The organism is Aliiroseovarius marinus (assembly GCF_050881025.1).
Lineage (GTDB): Bacteria > Pseudomonadota > Alphaproteobacteria > Rhodobacterales > Rhodobacteraceae > Aliiroseovarius > Aliiroseovarius marinus_A.
On record NZ_JBNNXQ010000004.1, the window covers coordinates 71437 to 87122 of the forward strand.

Genomic DNA, 15686 nt, shown 5'->3' on the forward strand with positions numbered 1-15686 from the left:
ATATCAGGTCGGTTCCATCAAGTTTACTTCTTGCGATAGTCTTTGTGGCAGCCTTTGCAGGTGGCACCCACCTGGCCAAGCGCGCCACCAAGGGCTGACTGATCCGTCACCGTTCCAACCGATCTGGCCGCCGATACCATGGCGTCGGATTTCTGCACGAAATCATCCCAGTTCTTCCAGATTGCCGGCAGGGCTTCGGTCACCGGGTCGGTTTCCTCGGCTTCAAAAAGCGCGGGCACCAGCGTGCCTTTCTCGGCAATCACCGCAAAGGCGGCTTGTGTTTTCTGGGCGTCAAAATCCAACTCGCCTTTCGCCATGCCGGCCAGAACCTTCATGGCGTCCCCAATGGCTTCCATGGCATCCATGCGTTTGATCACGGCCGGGTTCTTGGCGTTCTCATGCGCGACGAGCGTGCCGGGCAGCGCAAGACAGGCAAGGCTGGTCAGGCAGGCAATTGCGAGGTTGCGTGCAGGTTTCATACGTATTCCTTTCAAGCGCGGGTCTTTCGCGGCCTCAAGTGTAGGCGGTTTTTGTCGACCTGAAAGTCACAGCCTCGTGAAGCGCAAGTCTTGGCCGCCGCTCAGTGCGCTCACATCACTCCCAAACAGCCTTTCAAAAGGGGATAATGGGCATGATGCCGATGGGGTTATAGAGCAGGCAGCCCGCCAATGATCATGTTGGAGACAAGATCCGCGTATTCCTCGCGGTCCAGACCTTTGCCGGGGCGGTTCCACATATAGTACCAGTTCAGGATGCCAAAAACCGACATCGTCACCGCGCGCAGTCGCACCGGGTCTTCGAAGGCGCCGGGGGCTTCTGTCTTCAAAGCGGCCCCCATCATGTCAATCAATCTGCGCTGCAGGTCGACCAGCGGCGTCTGTTGGTCCGGTTCCAGCACATGCAGGCTGTCCAGCTGCAGTTTGTGTTCGGCATCGGCACCCTTGTAGGCCATCAGAATGGCCCGCACGAGCCCGCGCAGCCCGTCCGTTTCCGGTGCGGCTTCAACCTCGGCAACCAGCCCGGACAGGTGGTTGTCGAGTATGTCGTAAAGCAGGGCTTCTTTGCTGTCGTAGTAGTGATAGATCAGCGCCTTTGACACGCCGCAATGCTTCGCCGCCGCCGTCATCGAGGCCCGGTCGAACCCGTGTTCTGCGAAATAGGCTGCTGCCCCCTTGCGGATGGCAGCGCGTTTTTCTTCATGATCGCGGGCTATTCCTCGCGGCATGGGTTACTCCTTTGGCCGGTTGTCGACGACCCTTACAGCCTTACCCTCGCTTCGTGCAACCTTGCCGCCATCTGCGACATGCACCTTGGCGCTGACGCCGACATTGGATTTGATCTTGGCAGACAGGGCGCGGGCGGCGGCTTCGGCACCTTCTTGCGACTGACCTTCGGCCATTTCCACATGCACATGCATTTCGTCCATGCGGCCCGGGCGCACCAGTTCGATCTGGAAATGCGGGCTCAGGGTGGGTACGTCCATCAGCTGTTCTTCGATCTGGGTCGGGAAGACGTTCACGCCACGCAGGATGATCATATCGTCCGAGCGGCCAGTGATCTTTTCCATGCGCCGCATCGAGCGCGCGGTGCCCGGCAAAAGCCGCGTCAGGTCGCGGGTGCGGTAGCGGATGATCGGGAAGCCTTCCTTGGTCAGCGAGGTAAAGACCAGCTCGCCCAGCTCGCCATCCTCGACCACTTCGCCGGTGTCGGGGTTGATGATCTCGGGATAGAAATGGTCTTCCCAGATGTGCAGCCCGTCCTTGGTCTCGACGCATTCATTTGCGACGCCGGGTCCAATCACTTCGGAAAGCCCATAGATATCAACAGCATGCATGTCGAAGGCCTCTTCGATCTCGCGGCGCATGTTGTTGGTCCAGGGTTCGGCCCCGAAGATACCCACCTTCAGGGGGCTTTCGCGTGGATCCAGACCCTGCTTGGCATATTCATCAAGAATGGACAGCGCATAGGACGGCGTCACGGTGATGCCATCGGCGCGGAAGTCTTCGATCAGGCGCACCTGGCGCTGGGTCATGCCGCCCGACACGGGCACAACGGTCAGCCCGGCTGCCTCGGCGCCGCCATGCACGCCAAGCCCGCCGGTGAACAGCCCATAGCCATAGGCGTTGTGCAGTACGTCACCCTTGCGCAGACCCGACGCCCGCATGCAGCGCGCGACCACACTTCCCCACATGGCCAGGTCATTTTTGGTATAGCCCACAACGGTCGGCTGGCCCGTGGTGCCGGAACTGGCATGCACACGGGCGATTTCCTCACGCGGGACGGCGAACAGGCCGAAGGGATAATTGTCGCGCAGGTCCTGTTTCACCGTGAACGGAAACTTGGCCAGATCCGACAGGCTTTTCAGGTCATCGGGGTGAACGCCGGCATCATCAAAGCTCTTTTTGTAAAAGGGCACGTTGTCATAGGCGTGTTTCAGGGACCACTTCATCCGCTCCAGCTGGGTGGCGGCAATTTCATCGCGCGAGGCGATTTCGATCGGATCAAGGTCTTCGCGGCGTGGGGTCAGGTCTTTCATATCTCTCCTCCGGCGGGCCGGGCCCGCCTGTCATCAGTCGTCTTATTCGTCGTTTTGGTCAAAATGCGTGCCGGACACCTGCCGTGAATGGCCGCGGAAAATAAGCACGTCGCGGCCATCTTCGCCGGTCACACGCACATCGTAGATGCCCGAGCGGCCAGTGCGGCTGACCTCGGTCGCCGTGGCGGTCAGGCGTTCGCCCAGTTTGCCAGGGGTCAGGTAGGTGACCTGACAATGCTGGCCAACGACACGCAGGTTGTAGCTGTTGCAGGCAAAGGCAAAGGCGCTGTCGGCAAGGGTGAAGGAAAACCCGCCATGGCAGATACCATGCCCGTTCACCATATCTTTGCGCACCACCATGGACATGACCGCGTGGCCCGGTTCGATGGTCTCGATCTTCATGCCCAGCTCCTGGCTGGCCGGATCATCCGCCCACATGCAGGCGGCACTTTTTTCGGCAATGTCTTGCGGCGTCACGCGCATCTCCCCCCGAAAGCGTTCCAAGATAAACCTGCGCACTGGTTTGTCGCGAAACGCCCGCTTCATTGACGTATCTTGCCGCGTTTCGACGTTCCCCCGTCTTGGGTTAACGCTGAAACGCTTTGGCTTGTTCCGGGTAGGATGCACAAAACCGACCGATCGGTCAACAGTGTTGAGCGGTCTGGTCGGTTAAGATGTGCCAGCCCCCATGTAAATCCAGGTAGCCCCGGTGCCGCATACTGGGTGGGGGCTGTTAAGCGCGGCACCGGGTGAGCTTTCGCTCGCTACAGGATCGGTTATCACCCTGCATTCGGGCGCCAAAAGGGACGGCGCGTGAAACTTTTGGTCAGTTTTTAAGGCAAAATTGGGGCAGGGATTGATTTGTTCCCCATTGGGTTGCAGCATGAGGGCATGAACATGCAACAACCGACAGCCCCGACCGGGGCAGGCAAACCAACCGAGCAGGTTGCGTTCAACCGGGTGGAGCTGGGCACGATCATGGGGCTTTACGGCCGGATGGTGTCTGCTGGTGAGTGGCGCGATTACGGGCTGAGTTTTCTGAATGAAGTGGCCGTGTTTTCCGTATTTCGCCGCACCGCCGAGCACCCGATTTACCGGATCGAGAAACGCCCGAAGCTGCGTCTTCGGCAGGGGCAATATTCGGTCATCGGTATGGATGGGCGCATTTTGAAACGGGGCAGCGATCTGAAAAATGTGCTGCGCGTTCTGGAACGCAAGCTGATCCGCTCGGTCGACTGAGCCTAGAGCCTCTTGCGAGCTGTTACAGGGCCATCGCCTTGAGCTTTGATGCGGTCAATCGCGGCATCGGTGTCTTCATAGACCACGGACATGTGGTGCGCATTGGCGTGAATGATGCGCGTCGCGTCCACCACCATCGCCACATGGCCTTTCCAAAATAGCAGATCATTGCGTTGCAGCGGTTCACCTTCGGGAATGTCCGTTCCAAGCGACGCTTCCTGCAGATCGCTGTCACCCGGGCAGTCGATGCCACACGCCAGAAGCGCGGCCTGCACAAGGCCCGAGCAATCGATGCCCAGACCGGCATTCCCGGCCCAAAGGTAAGGCGTGTCGATGAACTGTCCGGCAAGGGCTGCGGGGTCATCGGCAAACTGGTTCTTGGGGCAAAGATGCGCGGCTGGCAAAAACCCGCGCCGCGCAGCGGTCATCGGCGTTTCGGGCAATTCGACCTCGGCCCATTTGCCGTCGCTGTTCAACACCCGCACATGGCTGTTGAAATGCAGGATTTCGCGATGAGGTCGTTTGAAGTCCGGTTCGGGATACAAAAGCGTCGTTCGGCGTGTGACCCGATGGGTCAGCTCTTGCGGTTCTGCCAGACACCAGGCGTCCAGATAGCCAACATAGCCGTCTTTATGCGACTGGCCGAACACCATGCTCTGATCGCCATCGAGCACTGTGAACGCATCGCCGGTCAAAAGCTGCCGATCCCGCCTGCCGCCGCGCGCATCCAGCAAAAAAGCGGTGCCCACCACCTGTTTCAACGTGCCGCTGGTATAGCGCGGGGCGTCGACCACGCCGCGCAAGCTTTCATGCGCGACATGTTCGTTGGCGGGGGTCAGGCGGCGGTCCATGGGTTGATCCTTCACAGGTCCAAGAGCTCAGGCAGCGCGTCCAGAAGCGCGCGGGCACCCATGCCGACGCCGCCTTTCGGACGGGCGGGGGCGGCGGTTGGGTTCCAGCCGTAGATGTCGAAATGCATATAGCGTGGGGTTTCGGTGACAAAGCGATTGAGGAAAAGCGCGGCTGTGATCGATCCTGCAAAACCGCCCTTTGGCGCATTGTCCAGATCCGCGATGCCCGGTTCGATCATCGCCTCATAGGGCGCCCATAGGGGCATCTCCCAGACCGGGTCGGCAGCGGCGCGTGCGCCCTTGCGGACGGCATCGGCATCTGCGGGCTGGCGGGCATAAAAAGGTGACAGGTCCGGGCCAACCGCAACCCGTGCGGCCCCTGTCAGCGTCGCCATCGAGATGATCAGGTCGGGGGTTTCCTCGTCCGCCAGTGCCAGCGCGTCGGCCAGCACTAGGCGGCCTTCAGCATCTGTGTTGTTGATCTCGACCGTCAGCCCCTTGCGGGATGTCAGGATGTCGCCAGGGCGAAACGCATTGCCGGACACGGCGTTTTCCACGGTAGGGATCAGAACACGCAGGCGCAGCTTCAGGCCCAGGCTCATGATCATCTGCGCCAGTCCCAACACGGTGGCGGCCCCGCCCATATCCTTTTTCATCAAGGCCATGGAGCCGCCGGGCTTCAGGTTCAGACCGCCCGTGTCAAAACACACGCCCTTGCCCACAAGCGTCAGGGTCGGGCCGCTGTCGCCCCAGCGCATGTCGATCAGCCGGGGGGCACGCTCTGCCGCCCGGCCTACGGCGTGGATCATCGGGTGGTTGTCGGTCAAAAGCGCCGGACCCGTTGTCACCGTGATGTCAGCCTTGTGGCTGTCGGCCAATGCGCGTGCGGCGGCCTCCAGCTCATCCGGGCCCATGTCTTCGGCCGGGGTGTTGATCAGATCACGGGTCAAAGCCTCGCCCGCGGCGATGATCTCGCATTGCGTGGCGTCGAGACCGTCCGGGGCAACCAGCTGCGCTTTGGGCTTGGATTGCTTGGCATAGCGCTCAAACCGATACCCTTCCAAAAGCCAACCAAGGGCAAATTCTGCAAGGGCGTCGCGATCAAGGCCTGTTGCCAGCTCATAAGTGCCTTCGGGCAGTTTCGATCGCGCAGCCGCCGCGCCAAATCGCTTGCGAAGGCGGCTTTCCGCTGTGCCATAGCCCACCAATGCAGCTTCGGGCGCCCCATCGGCGCCCGGTACCACAAGGCAGGCGCCAAGCGCGCCGGTAAAGCCCATGCGCGTGGCCCATGCGCGCGCGGTTTCTGGCAGCGCGTCCAGCGCGGCGTCAGATTTCTCAACGAGATAAAGGGGTAAGCAGTCGGACGAGCGGGGAGCAAAGCGCAGGGTCATGAGGGCCTCGGGTTCAGAAAATTGCCCTCAGACTACCTGCTTCCCTGTGCACTGCAATCGGCTTTTCAAAGTGTCATGTCCTGCAAGTCCCAGACCGCGATCAGGCTGCCTTCGCCGATCCGTTCCAGCCGCGCCAGGCAGGCCGCAAACGCAACGCCATCCGTACCCTTTGACAGGTCAAGCACGTCGCGCGCCACACGAGCCAGCGTGACCATGCCAACTTTCTGGGCCACGCGGATCAAGTCGCGCACGCCCGCCTGCATGTCTTCGATTTCACCGCGTTGATTGGCCTTTTGCACGCGCGCCAGTGCGACGGCCAAATCCTCCAGCGACTGGTTGATTTCCTTGTCCGCCCGCTGCGGCCCCATTTGCACAAACAGCGTTTCCAACTGGTCGCGATCCAGCCGGACCGCTTCCGCATGTTTCAATTGGTCGATCATGCTCACCTTAGCACCCTCATTTTCACCCATATTTCATGTCCCGCTTCCGGAACCGTTGCCCAGCAGCATGATCAATCAGCCTCAAGAAAAGGTATATTGCGGGTGCTGAAATAGCTCGAATTGCGCTCAAATTATCTACAGAAACGGGACGTAAGATCGGACGGAAGCATTGACCACATACGCCCCTTGCCTGGGCTCCTGTCTGATCAGGTGTTCAGTTCAAAAAAATAAAAAGGGCGGGTGCCGGATGGCCCCGCCCTTCGTCATGTCCATTGGGTGAGATCAGCCCTTTTTCAGAACCTCACGGCCCAGAAGCTCGGCGATCTGAACGGCGTTCAGGGCCGCACCCTTGCGCAGGTTGTCCGAGACACACCACATGTTCAGGCCGTTCTCGATCGTCACGTCCTGACGGATGCGGCTGATGAAAGTGGCGAAATCGCCCACGCATTCGACCGGGGTGACATAGCCACCATCTTCGCGCTTATCCACGACCAGAAGGCCGGGGGACTGGCGCAGGATGTCGCGGGCTTCGTCTTCGTCCAGGAACTCCTCGGTTTCGATGTTGATCGATTCCGAGTGGCCAACGAAGACCGGCACGCGCACGCAGGTGGCGGTGACCTTGATCGACGGATCGACAATTTTCTTCGTCTCGGCGATCATCTTCCATTCTTCTTTCGTGTCGCCCGAGTCCATGAAGACGTCGATATGCGGGATCACGTTGAAGGCGATCTGCTTGGGGTAGACCTTCGGCGCGACCTCCTGACCCGGCACATACATGCCCTTGGTCTGGTTCCACAGCTCGTCAATCGCGTCTTTGCCCGAGCCCGACACCGACTGGTAGGTCGACACGACAACGCGCTTGATCTTGGCGCGGTCATGCAGGGGCTTCAGCGCCACAACCATCTGCGCGGTCGAGCAGTTGGGGTTCGCGATGATGTTCTTGTTCTTATAGCCGTGGATCGCGTCCGGGTTTACTTCCGGAACGATCAGCGGGATGTCGGGGTCGTAGCGATAAAGCGACGAGTTATCGATCACCACACAGCCAGCCGCAGCCGCTTTCGGCGCGTATTGCTTGGTGGCTTCTGAACCCACGGCAAACAGCGCCATGTCCCAGCCGGTGAAGTCGAAGGTGTCCAGATCCTGGGTGGTCAGGGTCTTGTCACCAAAGCTGACTTCAGTACCGAGCGAACGGCGCGATGCAAGCGCGGCAATCTCGTCTACAGGAAACTGGCGTTCCGCCAGGATGTTCAGCATTTCGCGGCCCACATTACCCGTGGCGCCCACGACGGCGACTTTATAGCCCATTACGGCCTCCTATTTTGTCTCGTCTTTGAACCACCCAAAGACGGAGGGTTCCTTAGATCAATTCCGCGTTGCAGAAAAGGCCTTTCCCGGCGTTTTGCCATCATTTGTCGTTGACTTGTGTGGTTTTGGCTGTGATACGCGCATCAACTGTCCGGTCGACGCGTGAGCGACCCGCCCCAGATGTGAGGCAGACAGTCCTTTCTACAAGTTCCCAAATCACGCGGGGTTCTGGCGGTCAGATCGGCGCTTGGGCATTCGGCCTTTGTGCGAGCATCCACCGCAAACCTAAGCGATGGGCGTAGATGCCCCACCCGCGTGACAGCGGTGCACCCATGCGTGTGCCAGAAAGACGAGGATGACGAATTTTGCAGATCTCGGGCTGGACCCGAAATTGGTCGCGGCCGTGACCGAGGCTGGTTACGACACTCCGACCCCTATTCAGGTTCAAGCCATTCCGCTGGTTCTGGAGGGCCGCGACGTGATGGGGCTGGCCCAGACCGGCACCGGCAAAACGGCCGCCTTTGGTTTGCCGCTGATCCACCAGCTTCTTAGCAATCATGACAAGCGACAGCCGAAATCGGTCAAGGCGCTTGTGCTGGCCCCCACCCGCGAGCTGGTCAATCAGATCGCCGACAACCTGCGCGCTTATGTGCAGGGCACGCATCTGAAAGTGCGCACCGTTGTGGGTGGCGTGTCGATCAACAAACAGATCAGCATGCTGGCGAATGGCATCGACATTCTGGTTGCCACGCCGGGCCGCCTGATCGACCTGATGGACCGCGGCTCGATCCGTTTGGACACGGCGACCTTTCTTGTGCTGGACGAAGCTGACCAGATGCTGGACATGGGGTTCATCCATGCGCTGCGCCGCATTGCGCCCGAGCTGGGCACACCGCGCCAGACCATGCTGTTTTCGGCCACCATGCCCAAGCTGATGGCCGAGCTGTCAAAAGCCTATCTGAGCGATCCGGCCCGCGTGCAGGTGTCGCCTCCGGGCAAGGCCGCCGATAAGGTCACGCAAGGGCTTTACTATTGCCCTGATCGCAACGCCAAGATCACCCGCTTGATTGATCTTCTGAGCCATGATGAAGAGGCGCTGTCGCTCGTGTTCTCGCGCACCAAACATGGCGCTGAGAAGCTGATGAAGCACCTTGTGACCAAAGGGTTCAAGGCGGTTTCGATCCACGGCAACAAAAGCCAGGGGCAACGTGACCGCGCGCTTGCGGCCTTCCGCGCGGGCGAGGCACGTATTCTCGTGGCCACCGACGTCGCCGCGCGCGGGATCGACATTCCGGGCGTCAGCCATGTCTACAACTTCGACCTGCCCGAGGTCGCCGATAACTACGTGCACCGCATTGGCCGCACCGCGCGTGCGGGGGCGGATGGAGACGCGATTTCTTTTGTCTCCGGCGTTGAGCTGGGCCTGCTTCGCGACATCGAGAAGGTCATGAAAATCGAAATCCCTGTGCTGGGCGGCAAACGCCCGGCCGAGGAAAAACGTCCTCAGCGAGGTCAGGGCGGTGGAGGCCGTCGTGGCGGCGGCGGTGCTGGCGCAGGTGGTGGCGGCGGGCGCAAACCGCGCGCGGCAGGGGGGCAGGGGGGCAAGCCCTCTGGCAACCCGAATGCGGGTGCTGGCAAACGTCGTCGGCGTCGCCCCAAGAAGTCGGCTTAAAGCGTTTCGGTTTTAACCTGAGACAGGGGAAAACCGAAGCGCGGTAAGAGATATCAATGTCGTGGGCGTTTCGGGATAAACATGTGCCTCAAGTTTATCCCGAAGCGCTTTAATCGGTGCGGTCCTGGCTGAACAGATAAAGCAGGCAGCCGATCAAACCCGGCACCGCGAAGAACAGGAACACGGCCTGATAAGGGGCCGTGATCGCCACATCAGGTCCTTGCGCGGACCTGAACACGCTTGCCGAGGCATACTGGAAAATGCCCACGCCACCGATCCCGAACATGTTCAAAAGCGTAACGCCGCGCCCGACCAAGTGGGGCGGATAGAAGCTGCGCGCGTGCGCCATGATCAAAGGGAAGCTCGCGGCAAAGAGGCCAATGGCGGCCATGGTCAGCGATACGCGCCAAACGCCCGCGTCAGGTGCTGCCCAAAGCAGGAAGACCAATCCAACGGCGATCAGGTTTCCAAAGAAGATCACCCATTTCCGTGTCCCAAAGACACGATCCAACGGGCCATAGGCAAAGCTGCCAATCACCATCGCCAAGGCGATGGCCATCGTGGCCCAGCCAATGCCCGTGGTGCCCAGCCCGTAAACGTCGCGCAGGTAAGGCCCGGCCCAGCTGCCCCGAAGGCCAGCGGCGGCCGTGTAGTTCACGAACATGATCGGGAAAATCGCCCAAAGCGCGGGCATTTTCAGAAGATCGAGCACCGAGCCTTTCTGCGCCCCATCCTCCGACGTGGCTTTGGGCGGGTTGTCCACCGCGATCATGATCAGCGCGGCGACGACCAATGTCACAGCGGCCAAGGCCCAAAGGCAGGCCCGCCAGCCAAATTGCTCGACCGCCAGCGCCATGGGCAGCGCGCCCGCGATATTGCCCAGTGAGCCGATGCCAATCACCATGCCGGCCAAAGTGCCAAAAACCTTTGGCGAATACATGCGGGCAAAGATGAAGTAGCTGGCCATCAGCACCGGTGAACAGCCAATTCCGATCAGCACCATTGCGTAAAGAATGTGATCGGGCGTGCTGGCCATGGCGAAAAGCGCGGCCCCTCCGGCCCCGCCAACGGCCAGCAATCCGGCCGCCACCTTGCGCGGGCCAATGTTGTCCAGCGCCCAGCCAACAGGGATCTGCATGAGCGCAAAGACCAGAAACCACGCCCCCGAAGCGCGCGCCAGATCCTCGGGCGTGGCCCCAAGGTCCAGCTTCAAGGCAGGCGTCATGACCGCCAGAAAGGCGCGGTAGAACTGGCTTAACACGTAAGCGAGAATCAAGGTGATGATGCCAATCCGCATGGTGGTCTCCTTACGACAACCTGCGCAGAAGACACGCAGATGGGAGGTTTGGCAAGCGGGCTTGTCGTTCTACCTGTTCAGCCGCCCCGAACCGTATCGATCATCAGCTGCACATTCTCAGGATCAGCATCAGGCGTGATGCCGTGACCGAGGTTGAAGATATGCGGGCCTTTTTTGAAGGCCTCGACAATGGCACGGGTTTCATCAACCAAAGCCTGACCGCCGGTGACCATGTGGCTGGATTTCAGATTGCCTTGCACGCAGCCATCAACCTGAACACTGTCCGCGGCCCATTCCGGGCTGACCGAGTTGTCCAGCGCCACGCAATCCACGCCGGTTGCCTTGGCAAAGCCGACATAGCCTTCGCCTGCTTCGCGCGGGAAGCCGATGACCGGAATGCCGGGGTGACGTTTCTTCAGCTCAGACGTGATCACACGCGCAGGTTCCACCGCGTATTTCTGGAAATCCTCGCCCTTCAGCGATCCCGCCCAGCTGTCAAACAGCTTCACCACCTCGGCACCCGCTTCGATCTGTTTCGAGAGATATTCAATCGTGCCTTCGGTCAGGCGATCCATGACGGCTTCGAACAGCGGGCGGTTCTCGGCTTTCAGCGCATGGGCAGGCCCCTGATCCTTGGTGCCTTGCCCTGCGATCATATAGGTCGCGACGGTCCATGGCATGCCGGCAAAGCCGATCAGAGTGGTCTCTTCAGGCAGCTCGCGGCGCAGAATGCGCACGGTCTCGTAGATCGGGTTCAGCGTCTCGTGGATGTCATCCTTGCCCGACAGCTTGTCGAAATCGGCCTGTTGGGTGATCGTGGACAGCCGCGGCCCTTCGCCGGTCACGAACCACAGATCCGCTCCCAAGGCCTGCGGCAACAAAAGGATGTCGGCAAACAGGATTGCTGCATCAAACCCATAGCGGCGAATGGGCTGCAATGTGACCTCGGCCGCCAGTTCGGAATTATAGCAAAGCTTCAGAAAATCGCCTGCCTCGGCGCGGGTGGCGCGGTATTCGGGCAGATAGCGCCCGGCCTGACGCATCATCCAGATCGGCGGTGTCGGAAGCGTCTCACCGGCAAGCGCACGCAGGATGGTCTTTTGCTGGGTCATAGGGCGGGCCTTTCAATTCGTTCCCCCGCGTGGTCCCAGAGCCGCGACAGGATGTCAAGCGGCGGGGATGCCGCAGGCATGGACAGGCCGGGCCTTCCGGCGTAAAGGAAAGCCATGACTTACACGCTTCCGACCCCCGACGCCCCGCTGAATATCGGCACCCGTGGCAGCCCGCTGGCGCTTGCGCAGGCTTATGAAACACGCCGTCGCCTGATGGCTGCTTTCGATCTGCCCGAGGCCGCGTTCGAGATTGTCGTGATTCACACGACCGGCGATGACCGATCCATGATCGATGCCGATCGCGCGTTGAAAGAGATCGGCAACAAGGGGCTCTTTACCAAGGAGATCGAGGAAGCGATGCTGGATGGCCGCATCGACATTGCGGTGCATTCGATGAAAGACATGCCAGTTGAACAGCCCGAGGGGCTGGTCTTGGAGTGCTATCTGCCGCGCGAAGACACGCGTGATGCTTTTGTCTCGCTGAAATATAAATCCATCGCCGACCTGCCCGAAGGCGCGGTGGTGGGCACCTCGTCCCTGCGGCGAAAATCGCAGCTTCTGAACCGTCGGCCTGACCTGCAGATTGTCGAGTTCCGTGGCAACGTGCAGACGCGCCTGAAAAAACTGGGTGATGAGCTGGCCGAGGCGACCTTCCTGGCCATGGCCGGTCTGAACCGGCTGGGCATGGATGATGTGCCGGCAACCGCCATCCCGACCGAGGATATGCTGAACGCCGTGGCGCAGGGTGCCATCGGGATCGAGCGCCGCGCCGATGACGCCCGCGCCAAGGACATGCTGGACGCGATCCACGACCTTGAGACCGGCCAACGTCTGGCCGCCGAACGCGCTTTCCTGGGCGCGCTGGATGGGTCCTGCGAGACACCGATTGCGGGGCTGGCAACACTGGATGGCGACACCTTGACCCTGCGCGGGGAAATCCTGCGCACGGATGGGTCAGAAAGCGTGGCGGACCAGATTTCGGGGCCGATTGCAGAGGGCCCCGCGCTGGGCCGGAGCTTGGCCGAGAAACTCTTGTCGCAAGTCGACGACGACTTCTTCGACTGGAAATAAGAAAAGGCCCGGCGTTTCGACCGGGCCTTCTTTCTTTTTGCGTGCAGAGCTTACAGGCGCTCGATGGCCAATGCGATGCCCTGACCGCCGCCGATGCACATGGTGATCAGTGCTTTTGATCCCCCGATGCGTTCCAGTTCATAAAGCGCCTTGATGGTGATGATGGCACCCGTCGCGCCCACCGGATGGCCCAATGCAATCGCGCCACCGTTCGGGTTGACCTTGGCCGTGTCCAGCCCCAGCCCTTTGTTCACGGCGATGGCCTGTGCGGCGAAGGCTTCGTTCGATTCGATCATGTCAAAATCGCCCACGGTAAGCCCGGTTTTGGCCAGCAGGTTTTCCACGGCAGGCACAGGGCCGATGCCCATAACCTCGGGACGCACGCCAGCCAGACCATAGCCAATGATCCGCGCTTTGGGTTTCAACCCGGCGGCCTCGGCGGCATCTGCACGCGCCAGCACCATGGCGGCGGCACCGTCATTGATGCCCGACGCATTGCCCGCCGTGACAGTGCCATCTTTCTGGAACGCCGTGCGCAGCCCGGCCAATGCCTCTGCCGTCGTTGGCTTGGGATGCTCGTCGCGGGCAAATGCGACCGTTTCGCGGCGTTGTTTTACCTCGATGGGCACGATCTGGCTGTCGAAATACCCAGCCTCGATGGCCTTGGCAGCGCGGGCCTGACTTTCCAGCGCAAAAGCATCCTGATCGGCGCGGCTGACATCATGTTCAGTGGCCACGTTTTCGGCGGTGATGCCCATATGTCCGGTGCCAAAGGGGCAGTTCAGCGCGCCCAGCATCATGTCTTGCGCGCCGGTATCGCCCATCTTCTGACCCCAGCGGGCCTGTGGCAGGATGTAAGGCGCGCGGCTCATGCTTTCAGCGCCCCCGGCCACGGCGAAATCCGCGTCGCCCAGCATCAGGCTTTGGGTGGCAGAGATCACCGCTTGCAGCCCCGATCCACACAGGCGGTTCACGTTCATTGCGGGTGTTGTGTCGGGGATGCCTGCTTCGATCATCGCCACCCGTGACAGATACATGTCGCGTGGTTCCGTGTTGATCACATGGCCAAAGACAACCTGCCCGACCTGACCCGCGTCCACGCCCGCGCGCGCCATGGCTTCGCGGGTGACCGTCGCCCCCAATGCGCTGGGTGGAATGGCCGCCAGACTGCCGCCAAAGCCGCCAATGGCTGTGCGTGCGCCGTCGAGAATGACAATATCGGACATAGAATGCTCCCTTTTTCGGTTGCGGGAACAGTGCCTGATGTTCGGTCTGTTGTCTTCAATAACGCTCCGTCAGACGGGTCAGTCGTCGGCGGTCACATTTGGTTCCAACTGGTTGATCAATTGCACCACGCGCTGGCGAAAGGGGTCGGCCTCGTCTGCCAGAAGCGCGCATATCTGCGCTTCATAGGCATCTGCGATGGGCGCCAGAGCTTCGATCATGTCGCGCCCCTTGGCGGTCAGGCTCAACTCCACCAGACGCCGGTCATTGGGGTTCACTGTCTTGGTGACATAGCCCGCCGCTTCAAGCCGCGAGGCCGCGCGGCTGACCTTTGGTTTGTCCATATCCACGCGCGCATGAATTTCTCGCACGCTGACGCTGTCGGCTTGGCTGAGGTGTGCCACCACGCGCCATTCGCTGACCGAAATGCCATAGGCGTCGCGATAGTGCTTTGCAAACCCTGCGCTGACGCGGCTGGACAGCACCGCCAGTTGATACGGCAGAAAGTTATCAAGCTTGAATGAGGTCACGGGCCAGCCTTTCGTTTCTATCAAGGCAATTTGCCCCTAGTCGGGACACAAGGCAAGCGGATCAGGTAAGCGGGTGGTCGGCGCAGGCGATCTTGCCACCCCTCATGGTCAGACCCATTTGGCCATGGGCGGCAGGCTCATCAGCACGGCATTCGCGTCATGCCCGGTCGCAAGACCGAACTTGGTGCCGCGATCATAGACCAGATTATATTCGGCATAGAGCCCACGATGCACAAGTTGCGCGTCCTTGTCGGCCGCGTCCCATGGCGTGTTGCGACGCTTTTCGGTGATTGGCAGGAAGGCGGGCAGGAAGGCGCGGCCAATGTCCTGGGTCAGGGCAAAATCCGCCTCCCAGTCGCCAGAGTTCCGATCATCCATGAAAATCCCTCCGACACCGCGCGCAAGTCCCCGGTGGGGAATATAGAAATACTCGTCCGCCCATGCTTTTAGCTCGGGGTAGAGCGTGGCGCCATGCGGATCCAGATGGGCTTTCTGAACATCGTGGAAATGGTTGGTGTCTTCATCATATTCGATGCAGGGGTTCAGGTCGGACCCACCGCCAAACCACCACGCATTGGGGGTCCAGAACATGCGTGTGTTCATGTGCACGGCGGGGCTGTGCGGGTTTTGCATATGGGCGACCAGCGAAATGCCCGAGGCCCAGAACCGCGGGTCATCTTCGATGCCCGGCACCCCGCGTGCGGCCATCGCCTGTTGTGCGGGTTTGCCCAAGGTGCCGTAAACGGTCGAGACATTTACGCCCACTTTCTCAAACACACGTCCGCCGCGCATGACGCTCATCAAACCACCACCCGCGTCTGATCCGTCGTCGGACTGGCGAGTGGTTTCAGAGACCTCAAACCGGCCTGCCGAAGCGGCGGCAGACGGGCCATCGACCTGACTGTCCTCCAAAGCCTCAAAGGCGCCAACAATCTGATCGCGCAACTCTTTGAACCAAGCGCTGGCCCGCGCCTTCTGGTCGGTCATTTGGTCGGTCATCTGGTAGGTCCCTTCATTG

The 15686-nt window shown here is 60.7% G+C and carries 16 protein-coding genes; 3 read left to right on the forward strand and 13 right to left on the reverse strand.

All coding sequences use genetic code 11. From position 1 onward, the window contains the following. Window positions 1–23: 23 nt before the first annotated feature. From ACRY08_RS12980 to paaI, 4 genes are all read right to left on the reverse strand, one after another. On the reverse strand, window positions 24–479 hold the full coding sequence (locus ACRY08_RS12980; protein ID WP_432450378.1) for a c-type cytochrome: 456 nt from the start codon (window positions 477–479) through the stop codon (window positions 24–26). 167 nt (window positions 480–646) lie between these two features. After that, window positions 647–1225, reverse strand: coding sequence for a TetR/AcrR family transcriptional regulator (locus ACRY08_RS12985; RefSeq protein ID WP_432450379.1), 579 nt, complete (start codon window positions 1223–1225; stop codon window positions 647–649). A gap of 3 nt (window positions 1226–1228) precedes the next feature. Then, window positions 1229–2536 carry a phenylacetate--CoA ligase PaaK gene (paaK, locus tag ACRY08_RS12990; protein ID WP_432450380.1) on the reverse strand — a complete coding sequence of 436 codons (1308 nt, stop codon included), beginning with the start codon at window positions 2534–2536 and terminating at the stop codon, window positions 1229–1231. A gap of 42 nt (window positions 2537–2578) precedes the next feature. Beyond that, entirely contained in the window at window positions 2579–3013 is a 435-nt protein-coding gene (paaI, locus tag ACRY08_RS12995; RefSeq protein ID WP_432450381.1) for a hydroxyphenylacetyl-CoA thioesterase PaaI, read from the reverse strand. A gap of 414 nt (window positions 3014–3427) precedes the next feature. Here paaI and ACRY08_RS13000 point away from each other — a divergent pair, with 414 nt between their 5' ends. Next, complete coding sequence (locus ACRY08_RS13000; RefSeq protein WP_432450382.1) at window positions 3428–3775, forward strand: DUF2794 domain-containing protein; 348 nt, start codon at window positions 3428–3430, stop codon at window positions 3773–3775. Between the two features lie 2 nt (window positions 3776–3777). Here the strand turns inward: ACRY08_RS13000 and ACRY08_RS13005 are convergent, their stop codons facing one another. The 4 genes from ACRY08_RS13005 to ACRY08_RS13020 form a co-directional block, all read right to left on the reverse strand. Next, a complete protein-coding gene (locus ACRY08_RS13005; protein WP_432450383.1) occupies window positions 3778–4626 on the reverse strand; it encodes an NlpC/P60 family protein in 849 nt (282 codons plus the stop codon). An 11-nt stretch (window positions 4627–4637) separates the two neighbouring features. After that, window positions 4638–6017, reverse strand: coding sequence for a leucyl aminopeptidase family protein (locus ACRY08_RS13010; protein ID WP_432450384.1), 1380 nt, complete (start codon window positions 6015–6017; stop codon window positions 4638–4640). A 65-nt stretch (window positions 6018–6082) separates the two neighbouring features. Next, window positions 6083–6463, reverse strand: a complete 381-nt coding sequence (locus ACRY08_RS13015) for a hypothetical protein (RefSeq protein ID WP_432450385.1) — start codon at window positions 6461–6463, stop codon at window positions 6083–6085. A gap of 276 nt (window positions 6464–6739) precedes the next feature. Then, the gene (locus ACRY08_RS13020; RefSeq protein ID WP_432450386.1) at window positions 6740–7762 is read right to left on the reverse strand and encodes an aspartate-semialdehyde dehydrogenase; all 1023 of its coding nucleotides are present in this window, start codon (window positions 7760–7762) and stop codon (window positions 6740–6742) included. A gap of 355 nt (window positions 7763–8117) precedes the next feature. Between ACRY08_RS13020 and ACRY08_RS13025 the strand changes: the two genes are divergently transcribed. Continuing rightward, window positions 8118–9434, forward strand: coding sequence for a DEAD/DEAH box helicase (locus ACRY08_RS13025; RefSeq protein ID WP_432450387.1), 1317 nt, complete (start codon window positions 8118–8120; stop codon window positions 9432–9434). Window positions 9435–9543: 109 nt separating this feature from the next. Here the strand turns inward: ACRY08_RS13025 and ACRY08_RS13030 are convergent, their stop codons facing one another. Continuing rightward, window positions 9544–10731 (reverse strand): MFS transporter, encoded by a 1188-nt coding sequence (locus tag ACRY08_RS13030; RefSeq protein ID WP_432450388.1) that lies wholly within the window; start codon window positions 10729–10731, stop codon window positions 9544–9546. Between the two features lie 77 nt (window positions 10732–10808). After that, window positions 10809–11843: a uroporphyrinogen decarboxylase gene (gene hemE, locus ACRY08_RS13035; protein ID WP_432450389.1), complete on the reverse strand. Its 1035-nt coding sequence runs from the start codon at window positions 11841–11843 to the stop codon at window positions 10809–10811. 114 nt (window positions 11844–11957) lie between these two features. Between hemE and hemC the strand changes: the two genes are divergently transcribed. Continuing rightward, a complete protein-coding gene (hemC, locus tag ACRY08_RS13040) occupies window positions 11958–12914 on the forward strand; it encodes a hydroxymethylbilane synthase (RefSeq protein WP_432450390.1) in 957 nt (318 codons plus the stop codon). Window positions 12915–12964: 50 nt separating this feature from the next. On the opposite strand, the gene ACRY08_RS13045 is transcribed toward hemC, so the two are convergent. From ACRY08_RS13045 to hemF, 3 genes are all read right to left on the reverse strand, one after another. Beyond that, on the reverse strand, window positions 12965–14140 hold the full coding sequence (locus ACRY08_RS13045; RefSeq protein WP_432450391.1) for an acetyl-CoA C-acyltransferase family protein: 1176 nt from the start codon (window positions 14138–14140) through the stop codon (window positions 12965–12967). Window positions 14141–14218: 78 nt separating this feature from the next. Next, window positions 14219–14668 carry a MarR family winged helix-turn-helix transcriptional regulator gene (locus tag ACRY08_RS13050; protein WP_432450392.1) on the reverse strand — a complete coding sequence of 150 codons (450 nt, stop codon included), beginning with the start codon at window positions 14666–14668 and terminating at the stop codon, window positions 14219–14221. Between the two features lie 108 nt (window positions 14669–14776). After that, a complete protein-coding gene (gene hemF, locus ACRY08_RS13055) occupies window positions 14777–15667 on the reverse strand; it encodes an oxygen-dependent coproporphyrinogen oxidase (protein ID WP_432450393.1) in 891 nt (296 codons plus the stop codon). Window positions 15668–15686 lie beyond the last annotated feature (19 nt).